The following is a 14,072-nucleotide window of genomic DNA, read 5'->3' as shown; positions in this document are numbered from 1 at the left end:
TTGTAAATTCCGTATTAATCCCTCCATACGTAAAAGTTGGAACAATTTTAAGATCATCATCAAAAGCCTTATGCATATCCATAGTCTGCTCAAAAAAGAACTGCCCGTTATTTCCATTAAAGTTGTAATAGAATAAATCGGGTATCACATCTACCGTGTTATCCGAGACTGCTGACAATTGATTTTGATAACACATAACATTATTGTTCCAGGTTAAACTTGGGAAGTTACTTCCTGAATAGTAGAACCAACCGGAAACATCATCATCAGCTAATCCTCTAATTGTTCGTGAAACTGAGCCACCAGCGTTGAGATTCCATTTTAGACCAACTTCTGTAGAGATGTCTGTAACCCGTATACCTGTCGCGTCATAGGAAAGAGAAATTGGCACGTTGACTCCATCTTCCGATATCGTATATATAGGTATATTTATATTAGGTGATCCTGTTGCTTCATTAATTCCAAGATTTCCAAAACTACCAAGACTCGCGGCTTGTGGGTTTTGCGGAATAACGTTATAATTTGTCGCCTGGGTTACATCCAAGTTAGGGATAACCAGTAATGGAGTAATGGTCGAACTTGATTCTTGATTTTCCAATGTAGTATCGACTAGAGGACTGCTAATTTGGGCATGCCCAAATGACCACAAGAATATCGTTCCAACTACTGTTAGAATTTTCTTTTTCATTATTAATGGGTGTTTGATATTATTAAAAAATTTGATTTAATGTTGGTAGAAGTGTGTACCTACCTTGTAAGCAATACACTGGTTTATTTTCTTATTTCATTTACGAGGTTTTAGTTTATATGATGAATGTATAATTCTGTAACCATTTATAAAATATCGATTTTACGAATGGCACCTCAGGATCAACAAAGTGTATTTTTGGCTTTATAAAATGCAAATTGGTGGTAAGAATTATTGAATTAGGTGAACATAAATTTCAATTAGATCTTACTGTTATTTTTTCAATATGGGAGGATGGTGATGAGTAAATAAAATTTAGTGTAAATATACAGCCTAATTTGAACGTTTTGGTATAAAAATTATGAGATACATTTCTTAATTTAATCATCATTAAAGGGTTCAAAAATTACTGCAAAAAAACAAAGTGCCGCAAACAAGATAATACTATCTTCGGTCTCTCTTACTATATATGTAATCGTGTTTTTTAGGGCAAATCAATCCAACTATCGTGATTGCAACCTTGCATCTTGAAAGACTATTAAAGGTCATCTTCAAACCAGTACTGAAAACATATTTATTAAAGGCTCACTTGCAATATTCTGAGCAAGTAGGAAAAACTGTTAGTCTGCAGTATAATTTGGACACGTTAGTATGAGTTCATGTTTATACCTTATTGTAGATTTTCTGGTAATAAGAAACCCCAATCCACCAACTGGTTGCAAGCTGCATTTGGTATTTCAATTTGCCCATGTTTCCATGTCCCATCTATATTCAAAGCACTTCCTTCGGTAAAATGTATATGTATTTGTTCTACGTGAATAATCTGTCCAGCCGGATCCATCGCAGGAGAATGTATATGTCTTATTATTGGAGTTACTAAGTTTCTATCTATTTGATTTTGTATTTGGTTAATTGGTAGAGTTAACTCCGGTTTGAAAAACCTTTTGAAATACTCTTTGTTGTCAAGTCGTTGCTGTCTTGTGAAGTGACGAACATATTCAGCATGAAAATCGGACCATGTTCGACTACAGCAAACGAAAGGCGATATACCCTCCTGAGAAAGCCCAATATATGAATTGTGATGAATTTTTGTCAATTCTGATAGGTCTTCCATTGAATGACCATTATTTGGGGAAAGGCTAAAGTTGTAAGCTTCCCCAAAAACAGGACAGTTTAAAAATAGACAAATAAACGTTAATTTTGAACTGTTAGAAGATGAAGAAGAAAAGATTACACCACAGCAAATCTCCTCGATTTTAAAGGAGTACGAAAACGGCAAAAGCGTAGAAGAAATTGTTCGTGAGCATGGCGTTAGCCGAGCTACATTTTACAAATGGCGGCAACGATATGGTGGCATGGAAGCCTCAGAGTTGAAAAGGCTCAAGGAACTGGAAGAGGAGAACCGCAAGTTAAAAATGATGTATGCCGAACAAGCTCTGGATTTAAAACTTGCCAAAGAGATTATCGAAAAAAAGCTTTAAAGCCTTGTGAGAAAAGAGAGGTTGCAAAAGAAGTTTGTACCAATCCTACTGTTGGCATCCGCAGGGCGTGCCGTGTGTTAAATATGAGTCGTTCCGTTTACTACTACGAGTCGATAAAAGACGATGCTGAGGTAATTGATGCACTTACCATAAAAGCGAAAGACCACCCTACAGAAGGATTCTGGAAGGCATATGGTCGGTTACGCCTGGAAGGCAATGAGTGGAACCATAAGCGGGTGTATCGGGTTTATTGTATGATGAAACTAAATATGCGCAGGAAAGTAAAGAAAAGGCTTCCTGCCAGGGTAAAAGTTCCTTTGGTAATTCCAGAAAACATCAACAATTGCTGGTCGATTGATTTTATGCACGATGCCTTAGAAAATGGGCGAAAGATAAAGAGTTTCAATATAATGGACGATTTTAACCGAGAAGCGCTCCATGTTGAGCTTGACCACTCCATCCGAAGCAACAAAGTAGTTTATGTGCTGAATCACCTGATAAAACGCAGGGGCAAACCAGAATAAATAAGGATGGACAACGGCCCAGAATTTATTGCAGAGTTGTTAAAAGGATGGAGCAAATTTCAAGGAATTGAACTTTTATATACCCAGCCAGGGAAACCAACACAAAATGCTTTTGTAGAGCGTTTAAACGGAACCTACCGCAGGTCAGTACTTGATGCTTACCTGTTTCAGTCATTGGATGAAGCCAGGGATGAAACAGAAAGATGGATATTTGATTACAACAATAAAAGACCGCATGATTCATTGGGAGGAATGACTCCGATAGGTTATGCCAATAAAATGAAAAACCAAAAGCTGAAAAGCAAAGAAAATGTGATTTACGAACCTGTAAAGGGTATATAAACGACTTCGCTCACTCAGTCGCCCTTGACAGAACCAGAAATCACACTGAAAAAGCTTTCAGAATTTGGTTATAAAAAAGAAAATAATCTATTTTTAAGTAGTCCTAAAAAGGGGAAGCTTACAGCCTCGGGTGACAGGTTTAGCATTTGGTACAACGCAATGTATTTTTTTTACCGTATTGCGCGACAACGAAAGGTAGTTGCTGATAAATAACTTGCTTTTTCCCTGGCAGTGCAGTTGGATTACTTTTCTTACTTTACTCATGTTTATTAGTTTATTAGCCATATCTCGTGCATTGATTTACACACGAAATTAGGCCTTCAAAAACATGAAAAAGTCTCTTCGTTTCAGGTGGTCACTTTACCCCGGAAAGGGGTGGTCACTTTCAATCGGAATCAGGTGGTCAGTTTGGTCGGTTTTTCCAATTAGAAACTTATATAAAATGCAAATACGCAATGGATAAGTTGTACTTTGTCCTGATTAACAATTACAAAAGATATTGAAAAGGTTGGAAAGAATTATTATGAGATGTCCGCGGATAGTATAATTAAATCGAAATACATTAAGCGCGTTGTTAAAGGCTCCTCGCTTTTCGGTCTTAACGCCTCTCGTTCTTGCTCTTCAGTAGAGAAAATAAAATCAAAGTCATTTTTCTGATAGTAACGAACAGGCTGTTTTTCATTATAAGAATCCACTACAACAAAGCGACAACCCGTTTTGTTAAAAGGGTCGATGAACCATGATTTAATGAAATCCATTAGTTGTCGCCCAACTCCCTGGCATTTATATGCTTCGTTAACCCCTAATCGACCAATCAATACAGCAGGATAGCTATTAAAATGTTTTACATGTGGGATCTTTTTTATGACTCTTTTCTTTCTGCTATTTGGAAGGATATTGGTTTTAATACTATCATTTGCTACGGTAAAAGCACAAATTATCTGTGTTGGATCTTCGTCTAACAAAAAACAATACGTTTTGCCTAACAGTTGATTGGAATAATCAATACAATCATTTCTAAAAAAATCATTTAAATCAGAATGACCACAATCAAAGTCAGCTGACTGGTCAATAACTTCTTTAGTTAGAACAGTAAATGTGCATTTTTCGGCAAGAAAAGACAATTGAAATAATTTTAGCGAAGTTTAGCTTTTGACAATATCGAGCGTGCAGACTTAACCTGCTTGCTAAAATCCACAGTAGCCTTGCGAGTATAAGATGCATTGGCTTTTACAGTAAAAGCTTTTGCTTCCTCCTCTTTTAAAGTAGGTATGGTTTTAATTGCGATTGCCATTGTTTTGTTTATAACAGTTTTGCTTAAAATTAAACTATTTTCTCAATAATCTTATAAAAAAGTTCGGCAAAAGTATACTTTTTTTGATGGTTTCCATACAAAAAGGGTTGAAAATTGGTTTTTAATGCCGGAAATAAGAAGTTAAAATATCGAAATTACATCCGAAAACTACTAACACTATATGCCTATCAGTCGTTACACTTTTGAATCTTTTCTCCGTTTCTACGAACGATATAAGCAGGAATACCCACTACGGTACAACTTTCAGGCACATTTTTAACCACCACAGCATTTGCTCCAGCAATAGAATTATCCCCCATTGTTATTCCTCCAATTATTTTGGCTCCTGCGTTGATGGTAACATTATTTCCTATAGTTGGACAATCGATCCCATTTGAATATCCTATAGTAACTTGTTGATTAATCCAGCAATCTTTTCCTATATATCGTGCAGCGATAATTGTGGAAAAACCATGTTGAATAAATAATCCAGGGCCAATATTTCTAGTATTTAGATATAATGTATTCATTTTCGGACAAAGCCAGCTCACATATAACGATGCATTTATACCGATGCGATGATAAAATAGATTTCTATATTCTGGGAAGAAAGTCATCAGTAATAAGAACCCTAACTTTGGGTCCTTGTTGATCTTTAGAATTTTCATCCAACGTTCAACTTCATATTGAATAACGTCTCTATTGTTATGAGTTCTAAATAAAATCAGATGGGGAAGAAGTCTTACTTTACTTAAAAAAAATAAAAACTTTGCCATTACATGATAATTGTTATTTTAGTTTACGAATAATCAAGCTCAGATCTAAATCTTTCTCCGCCAGATAATTATTAAACTGAACGGAGGTTCGCATTATTCCCAATTTTATTAATTGTCTAGAGTTCTCGAAACGAACTGAGTCTTTAAAACAAAGTGTGATATCATTTTCTGATAAACATGCCTTATTATATATTTTATATTCCATTGCATTTCCAAAATGAACTTCTCTTTGTGACTCAATCATTACTCGTTTAATGAAATCTTGCATATACTTTGTATGAAATACGACACCAGTAATATCTGCGATTTGAGCTCCATTAACAGAGTGCATCCCCTCAGTAACATACACATTGCCTGAGTATTTAAATAATGAAATTTTTGATAAATGATAATTCCACGAACTTCTGGCAATTTTATTAAATACTCGTTCTCTCATTCCTCCAAAATATATTATTGTTTCAAAATACATCCATCTCTTCTTGTCGAATAACTTAATTCTCCCCTCATTAAAAGTAGGATCAAAATACGGGCAAGATTCCAAAGGATTATTATTAGGACAGTAATTAGTTTCTATAATTGGTTTATCCGAATAAATATCCAGAAGGAAAGAACGGATAGCATCAAACTTATTTTTCTCCAAATAATTTACAAGTGTTTTTAATGGTGTAATTTCCTCAAAAGGATATGATAATAGTTCATCGACATCTACAACCAAGCACCATCTATTTTTACCATATTTATTCAAGAAAAACTCGATCCAATTCCAAAAGTTTTTGAAACTTTCTGTTATTTTAAATACGTGTACGTTGGGAAACTGAAGTGCAATCTCAATTGTATTATCTGTCGAATCATTATCAATGAGAAAAATCCTGTCAACACCTCTATCTAAATAATACCTTAAAAAGTATGGTAATCTCAAAGATTCATTTCTTGCAATGACAAAAAGCCGTAACTCATCTTTACCTCTTGGGATAGACATTTTATCGATCCTTTGAGTTATAAAACGTGTTCTTTCGACATGTATTTTATGAAAGAATCTATTTATAATCTCATATTTCGAATATCTCGGCTTTGACATAACTTTTTTATTAGTAGTTATTACTAAAAAAATATTAAATTCTACTTTTCATATAAACATGGTTATAATGCAATTAGAAATACCATTTATAAGATCACTTTGAAAGGATTAACAAACTTATTTATAAACCGTATCTCTTTTGTTACTATTTCCGCTGTACCATCCATTTCCTGTACTAATTTTAACTGCTCACTAAAACTTGAAAGCATACCTTCATTCAATCCGATTTCCACGATATAACCTTCATTTTTCTCGGGAACAAGAGATATCGATTGAACAGTACCATTCAACGTTCCATATTCCATATATGGATACCCTTTAAGTTTAATATTAACTTTTTGACCAATATTTACTTTACTTATGCCAGAGGATGGAATGACAGCTCTACATATAATGCCACTATTTTCAACTGGAACAACGGTCGCGACACGCTCTCCTGCATCGACAACATGATTTTCGCTCCAATAGGTAGTTAAAGTAACGTTACCATCAATAGGACTAATCAATAGATACTTATCTTTCCAATTCTTTAAAAGATTCTTTAAAATGCTTATTTCATCTGTTAGATCAAACTCGAACTGATCTACATCATTTTGATATTGCTCTTGTAAATCTATCAATGATTGTTTCTGCCTAATGAGATTAATTTCATCAGATTTAAGGGACGATAAAAAATTTATGTATCCTTTTTTTTTCTGAATTAAACTGGCCCGTTCATCTTCCATTTGTGACATTGATATTCCTCCCTTTTCTAACATCCTTTCATAGCGATGTATTCCTTTTCTTGCTATTTCAAGTTCATCTTCCATCATTTGTTTTACATCCAGAGATAGAAGGTATTGTTCTTCCAGCTTTATTGTTTCTTCTTGTAGTAATTCAATTTTTTGTGGGAGATAACTCTTATTGAGATAATTCCGATAATTATTCCAATCCCTTAAAAATCGATTATACAACTCTTGCAACTCACCAAGGAACAAATTTTCAGGCAAGTCATAAGACATAACTGTATTCTCAACTGATGACTTAAAGCTATTTAAGATATTCTCAAGCTGTAATATATCGTCTAAATTGGCAGTATTACCTATTAGCGCAACCATATCCTCCTTACTTACTTCTTGTCCTTCGGAGACAAACCATGTAACAATGCGACCAGATGTATTACTTATAAGCGGAGCCGGAGGATTAGTTGTTGTTAGAACCAAGGAACCAGATATTACTTCCTTAAATTTAAAAAAATAGCTCCCTAACAATATTGAAAGAAAAACCGAAAAGATAACTGTTAGGCCCCATCGGATTAACCGTCCTGGGATTTCCTTCATAATCTCCCGAACCTCCTCATTGTGAACTTCAATGAGAGTTTCTTTCTTTGAGTTTAAGGATTTCCTTTTCATATGAATAAGTATTTCATCGTATTATCCTTCATCTATAATCCTCAACTTCAGTTATTCATTGATTTTACTATAAAATCATCGATCATTTTAACTTACATTATTACGCATATATAACAACTACTCTCCCAGTTCCAATTGATCTTTCACTAGATCAAAATAAGTTCCTTTACCATTTACTAACTCCTTATGTGTGCCTTGTTCAATTATCTCTCCTTTCTCCAAAACGACAATTTGGTCCGCCTTTTTCACCGTACTTAGACGGTGAGCAATTACGACAACCGTCCTTCCTTGAAAGAATTGATTAAGATTTTCCATAATTATTTTCTCATTTTGAACATCTAAAGCATTGGTAGCCTCATCGAAAAATATATAATCAGGGTTTTTATATACTGCTCTTGCAATAAGTATTCGTTGTTTTTGCCCAGTACTAAGACCATGTCCTTGGCTTCCGATTTTAGTATCATAACGCAAAGGAAGTTTATCAATAAAACTACTAATATTGGCTGTAAATACTGCCTGCTCAAGTTTCTCCATTACTGGAATTTCATCCATTACTCCTATATTATTTGCAATAGAATCAGAAAAAATAAAACCTTCCTGCATCACCACCCCACATCTTTTTCGCCAACTTGACTCACTATATTTTTGTAAATCTTTCTGGTTTAATAATATACTTCCTTTTATTGGCTCATAAAATCCAAGTAATAATTTCATTAATGTAGTTTTTCCACTACCACTAGTACCTACTATTGCAGTAATTTTATTCGAAGGTATTTTAAGGTTAATTTTTTTTAGAACTTTTTCAGAATGCGGTCCTTCATATTGGAACATTACATTTTTTAATTCAATATCAGCGTTAGATGGTATTTCTCGAATCTTTCGATCTTCCAGGTTTTCCTCATCATCACGATTGTGAATTTCACTTAATCTCTCTAAACTTATTTTGGCATCCTGTGCTTGTTGGGTAAATCCAATGAACTGTTGAATTGGAGAGTTTAACTGCCCCAATATGTATTGTACTGCCATCATCATTCCAAGCGTCATATCACCAGTAATAACTGCTTTGGCGGATAGAAATGAAATAATCAAATCTTTTGCCTGATTAATAAATGTGGCACCTATCTGTTGATTTTGATTTAACGACAATCCTTTTATACTTACCCGATATAATTTGGCTTGAATACTTTCCCATTCCCAACGTTTTTGCTTTTCGCAGCCGTTGAGTTTTATTTCCTGCATTCCATTTACCAGTTGAACAACGTTGTTACTATTTGCAGATGATTGCTGAAATCGCTTGTAATCAATTTCTCGTCGTCGTTTTAGAAATATTAAAACCCAAGCGATATAAAGAATACTACCTATGATGAAGATGCCCAATATCCCCATATGATAAGTCGCCATCACCACAATATATATTGTCAAAGTTAATGTTGCAAATAATATATCAATTAAAGACTTGGTTAGAAAAGATTGGATGCGGCTGTGGTCATTAATACGTTGCATGATATCCCCAACCATTTTTATATCGAAGAAAGCAATAGGAAGTTTCATCAATTTTATCAGAAAATCGGTAATAAGAGAAATACTGATTCTGCTCGTAATATGTAACATAATCCAGCTACGAATAAGTCCATTGGCAGTTTGTCCGAACGTTAGTACCATTTGAGCAATAAGCACCATAACGATAAATGCTAGATCGCTATTATTGATACCATAATCGACAATAGATTGTGTTAAAAAAGGAAAAATTAGACTTATTATGCTTCCCGTTAACATCCCCATCCCAAGCTGAACAATATATTTTCTATACGGGCGGAGATAGTTTAATAAATATATTAATTTAAGTTTCTCTTTTTCTTCATCTTCATGTTTGTAAAAATCGGGTGTTGGTTCCAACAGAAGCACAGCTCCTTCTCTTACTCCCTCTGTAGTAGATGATAACCAACAGTTTAAAAACTCATCTTTTTTATACGAAAGTAATCCTCGTGCAGGATCAGCTACATAGACAGTAGCTTCCCTTTTATTATTTCTACTTGAATGTCTAAAGTATGATTTTTCTCTCTTTACTGCGTAAACCACTACAAAATGACGTTGTTTCCAATGAACAATGCATGGAAGAGGTACATCGTCGCAAAGTTCATCCCATGTTAATCGAAAGCCTTTTGTTCGAAAACCAATATGTTCTGCAGCCTCACTAATCCCCATTAAAGATACTCCTTCTCTTGTAATATAAGATCGGCTACGTAAATATTGAAGGCCATAACTTTTACCATAATATTTGGCAACCATTCTCAAACAAGTTGGACCACAGTCCATTGAATCAAGTTGTTTATAATGAGGAAATTTTTTCATAAAAAATTATCAGAAACTTTTGAGAATATTAGTGAATTTTAATCCCTACTATTTATCACAATCTTTTCAACCAGAGATATGACAAAGGTTATTTCTGCCTAGTACATGTTCATAATTAGAAATTGGGGGACAAATAAACTGATACACACATTCTTTACATGGTAGAGAGCTTCTTGTCAAGTTCCAACTTTCTCCATGATATACCTCTGAGTATAAAATCTCATGGATTGAATTACGATTTAAATGCCCTAAAGATTTGAGGTTAATATTTGCATAGAACGTCCCATCACTTGCCAGGCTAATCTTTCCATAATTGTTAATATTAAATGTTTTGTTTAAAAAATACCTGTTTTGTGATACTTTCAACGTCTTTAAATCATTTTCAGTAATAAAAACATGTTTTTCGAAAAAACTTATGTTCGTTCCGTTAAATATTGGAATTATTTCATAATCGTCAATAGGATAGTCGCTTAAGTATTTATCAATAGTAAAAAATTGTTTTTCACTTTCAATCGCAATCTTAAAACTATAAGCAATATCGTATTTGTCAAGAGCCAAACGTAATTTTTGAATATCGTTTTCACGAAATGGAAAGTTTATTAGTATATCAACGTTATCAGCCTTTTTTAGTGACTCGATTTCATCAATATTTGTGATTTCAATATTTTGATAATAAAGCTGAAGATTAAGATATGAACATTTTAATTTTAGAAGTTCACATAATTCAGATAATTTTTCATATCTCAAAATATTGGCTCCAGAGACGTTAATTTGTGCAATTACAGTATTTTCTGAAAATTGGGAACAAAGGTTCATTATTTGACTATATTGAAGTTCTTTATCAAAAACCTTTGTACAAAAAAGGGTTTGTTTATAATAAGAATTACATAGTTTACAATTTCTATCACATTCAGAATTAACATAAATCGTAAGTTCTCTTAATTTAGGAATTAGATCCTCTCCGTGAATGGGATTTAATCCTATAACTTTATTTTCGTCTTTTTGATAATTAGCAATTGGAAATGGAATAAACGGTTTAACTTTAACAGTTGTACCATCAATTATATCACCAAAATAATTTTTCCTACTTTTTTGAATAAATTCCAACACATTTTCTTCGGATGAATACCTTTCTTTTAATTTAATACAATAACTATTCTTTAATAATTCTAAAATAAATTCATTTAATAAACCTTCAAGTTGAAAAATATAATACTTCTCATCATTCGTATTTATCACAACAAGGTTTTCTGCCATTACTTCGCAAATAACATATGATTCTAAATAGAACCAATCATTACTGTTTAATTTCATAATTATAATTCGGTTTTGTTAGAGTTATTTTTAGTAAAATATTTCTCTTTACATCTAAGATGATGTACTACAATAAAATATTTTCTTCCATTAAATTTTCGTACAACAATGGATTGTCTTCAAAATACGTTAACGAATTAGTCAAATATTTTTTGAAATTGGCTAAATCCATAAAACGATCACAGATGGCAATTTCACCGATTCCTTCTATTTTGTAAAAACATTCTTTACACATATGAAAATTATAACAGCTTTGACACTGATTTTTAATCGATGAATAATATTTCTTATACCGGTCTGACACAGAATTAAAGTTCAATTCAACATCCTTGGATGTTACTTCTCCTAAAGAAAACTTATGAGAAATACTCTCACATGGAAGAATCTTTCCTGTTGCTGAAACAAAGATTTTCCGGGTAAAAGGGTAACATGTTCCAGTTGGGAACTTTTCTATTACATTAACTTTTTCATCAATGAGTAAATCATTAAAAGTATGAAAGGTATTTTCCAAAAGCGTATTTAACAAAAATGTTCTATCCTGATTCCCTGGGTATGTTATTTTCATTTTATTTTTTAAATAATCTAAATCTCTTGATTCATTTAAACTTAAAAACGAAGATTTGAACATCTTTAAAAACAAATCTTTTTTATCTTCTTTTATTCCCGCTTCTGTTAATTGATTTATTGAAGGTACTTTATCAAACTTTTTCTCGAAGAATAAGAGAATATCTTCGATATTATTCCGATCATGTAAGACAGAATTGAACGATACATTCTCCTTAAAAAAATCAGGATACTTTTTTTGTATAAATTCTACATTCTTAAATACCTTGTTAAAAGATTCCCCACTATCTTTTTGTACTCTATAGCTATTATGAATTTCATTTCCATCAAGACTAATGGTAAGCATAAAGTTTTGTTCAACAAGAAAATCGATATACTTATCGAGAAGAACTCCGTTAGTAGTCATGTTATAAACAATTCTGTTATGTTTAAAGTCTGATTTGTCCACAAAGTCAGTTACCGTTCTAATAAATTCAATGTTAAGCAAAGGTTCTCCCCCGTAAAACCCTATAACAATATACTTATTATGGGATCTATTATTTGATGAATTCCAATATGATCGCATATACTCCAAAAATCTTATTGCAACTCGCGAATCCATTTTTGCTTTTGTGCGGCTATCTTCCTCAGAATATAATTCACCAAATCCACAATACTTACAATTAAGATTACAAGTCTCCGTAACTTCAAACGTAACTTGTCTGGAATTCACTAACCATCCCTTTATTTGTTCAGGTAACATCTCTTCTCTACCAAGCCTTTTAATAGATGTGTTTACAAGAAATCCCTCTTCTATAAACTCTCTTGTTTTTTTAAAGTAATATTTGAGTTGGTTTCCATCGAAATTTGATAATTGTTCGGCTATAAAATCCAGATTAAAGTTTGAGCTATTCTTCACCCATAACCTGAATATCTGTAATACGATTGGATGACAATAAATAATTCGTTTTTGCAACAGATTAACAAAGTAATGATTATTATTATTTGTTTTAATTAGATATAAGGAGTCCATAAATAGTAATTTTAAAATGAAGGGAAAATAAATTTGTATTCACACAAAGAAGAATTTATATTTCTACCAAAAAAAGTGTTCATAATTATCAAATCATCCATATGGACAAATAAATATATCACAATTCCATACTTTTCTGATACGACATTATGAACACCTTAATTTTTAATAAGTACAATTCGCAGGGGTATTTATTCCTCCATCAGGATGATATATCCTACAATTCCCTCCATAACCGCTAGTACTTAAACTGGCGTTTTGTGTAAACATTATACTTCCATCGGGACAAGGACATTCACAACAAGCTTCAGTATAACCACCACCTCTTAAATTTATAAGTTCTTGCTTTTTAAGTTGCTTTTTCTCGTTGGATAAAAGACTTATTTTCCTAATCTTTTTCATCTAAATTTAATTTAAAATTAGTTACTGATTTTACAGGACATAGCCCTGTTTGTGTTTGGATTTAACACCGCATAGGTTAAGGTCGGCAGCCTTTGCGGAATTAATATTATCTTTGCCGTTCATTCCTTTTATGGAAAGGTCAGGCAGGAAGTATCTTATGAGATCGCCAAAGACTTCCTGCCTTTTCCGTTTAATTACGGACTGTCTTCCCTGGTTAATAACTTAAGCTCATCTTTAAAATATTCTGTGTCATGGTATTCATACTGGTTTGGAAATTTATAACCATTAATAAATATAGATGGTGTTCTGTAAATTTTGTGTTTTTCAAATAATTTCGTGTTTTCATTTTCAATAATTTCATGAATTTCAGAGAAAACAAATTGTGAATCAACATTTTTTTTCACTCCATTTCTCGTGGTTGTGTTGTACCATTGATCAAGGAAAATAAGAGCATGTTTCGGTCCTTTCTTAGTATACAAATAATACAAGGTACTTATCATTTTTTTTGAAATCTTCTGATTATAACTGGAAAAAATGGCATGAACTTTAATTTCAGAGCAATTATCGATCAATTGCCTTAATTGAACATACGCTCTTTGACAAGGGATGCAATTAAAATTCAAAAAAGCAGTGAAAGTTATTGGAGCATCTGGATTACCAAAAATAAGACTATCCTTAGTTATATGGAATTCTTTATACTCGTTCTTTTCCAGAAGAAGACGAAATATTTCCTTATTCCGTTTAAACTTCTTTATAGCAGTATTCACCTTATTTTTTTCTACAAGGTTAAGTTGTAAGCTTCCCCAAAAACAGGACAGTTTAAAAGTAGACAAATAAACGTTAATTTTGAACTG

At 32.8% G+C, this 14,072-nt stretch carries 12 protein-coding genes and 1 pseudogene; 1 reads left to right on the top strand and 12 read right to left on the bottom strand.

Features of this window, described 5'->3' with window-relative positions:
- On the bottom strand, window positions 1-688 hold a 688-nt coding region (locus SLH46_RS21420), incomplete at its 3' end, for a hypothetical protein (RefSeq protein WP_320283273.1).
- Window positions 689-1,358: 670 nt separating this feature from the next.
- Entirely contained in the window at window positions 1,359-1,802 is a 444-nt protein-coding gene (locus tag SLH46_RS21415) for a hypothetical protein (protein ID WP_320283272.1), read from the bottom strand.
- A 91-nt stretch (window positions 1,803-1,893) separates the two neighbouring features.
- Here SLH46_RS21415 and SLH46_RS21410 point away from each other — a divergent pair.
- Window positions 1,894-3,035, top strand: a pseudogene (locus SLH46_RS21410) (IS3 family transposase).
- Window positions 3,036-3,556: 521 nt separating this feature from the next.
- On the opposite strand, the gene SLH46_RS21405 reads toward SLH46_RS21410, so the two are convergent.
- The 10 genes from SLH46_RS21405 to SLH46_RS21360 all read right to left on the bottom strand — a co-directional run.
- Complete coding sequence (locus SLH46_RS21405) at window positions 3,557-4,159, bottom strand: GNAT family N-acetyltransferase (protein WP_320283271.1); 603 nt, start codon at window positions 4,157-4,159, stop codon at window positions 3,557-3,559.
- A gap of 11 nt (window positions 4,160-4,170) precedes the next feature.
- Window positions 4,171-4,329 (bottom strand): hypothetical protein, encoded by a 159-nt coding sequence (locus SLH46_RS21400; protein WP_320283270.1) that lies wholly within the window; start codon window positions 4,327-4,329, stop codon window positions 4,171-4,173.
- 188 nt (window positions 4,330-4,517) lie between these two features.
- Window positions 4,518-5,105 (bottom strand): serine O-acetyltransferase, encoded by a 588-nt coding sequence (locus SLH46_RS21395; protein ID WP_320283269.1) that lies wholly within the window; start codon window positions 5,103-5,105, stop codon window positions 4,518-4,520.
- 13 nt (window positions 5,106-5,118) lie between these two features.
- Entirely contained in the window at window positions 5,119-6,084 is a 966-nt protein-coding gene (locus tag SLH46_RS21390; protein ID WP_320283268.1) for a glycosyltransferase family 2 protein, read from the bottom strand.
- A gap of 185 nt (window positions 6,085-6,269) precedes the next feature.
- On the bottom strand, window positions 6,270-7,574 hold the full coding sequence (locus tag SLH46_RS21385) for an HlyD family efflux transporter periplasmic adaptor subunit (protein ID WP_320283267.1): 1,305 nt from the start codon (window positions 7,572-7,574) through the stop codon (window positions 6,270-6,272).
- A 117-nt stretch (window positions 7,575-7,691) separates the two neighbouring features.
- A complete protein-coding gene (locus SLH46_RS21380; protein WP_320283266.1) occupies window positions 7,692-9,926 on the bottom strand; it encodes a peptidase domain-containing ABC transporter in 2,235 nt (744 codons plus the stop codon).
- Between the two features lie 66 nt (window positions 9,927-9,992).
- On the bottom strand, window positions 9,993-11,240 hold the full coding sequence (locus tag SLH46_RS21375; RefSeq protein ID WP_320283265.1) for a TIGR04150 pseudo-rSAM protein: 1,248 nt from the start codon (window positions 11,238-11,240) through the stop codon (window positions 9,993-9,995).
- A gap of 67 nt (window positions 11,241-11,307) precedes the next feature.
- Complete coding sequence (locus SLH46_RS21370) at window positions 11,308-12,816, bottom strand: radical SAM peptide maturase (RefSeq protein ID WP_320283264.1); 1,509 nt, start codon at window positions 12,814-12,816, stop codon at window positions 11,308-11,310.
- A gap of 165 nt (window positions 12,817-12,981) precedes the next feature.
- Window positions 12,982-13,218 carry a TIGR04149 family rSAM-modified RiPP gene (locus SLH46_RS21365; RefSeq protein ID WP_320283263.1) on the bottom strand — a complete coding sequence of 79 codons (237 nt, stop codon included), beginning with the start codon at window positions 13,216-13,218 and terminating at the stop codon, window positions 12,982-12,984.
- A 194-nt stretch (window positions 13,219-13,412) separates the two neighbouring features.
- The coding region (locus tag SLH46_RS21360; protein WP_320283262.1) for a DsbA family protein at window positions 13,413-14,072 on the bottom strand (660 nt) is incomplete at its 5' end.

Origin of the sequence: Draconibacterium sp. IB214405, assembly GCF_033963885.1 — a bacterium.
Lineage (GTDB): Bacteria > Bacteroidota > Bacteroidia > Bacteroidales > Prolixibacteraceae > Draconibacterium.
The sequence above is the reverse complement of the archived record's forward strand: the minus strand, read 5'-3'. Positions and strand labels throughout refer to the sequence as shown.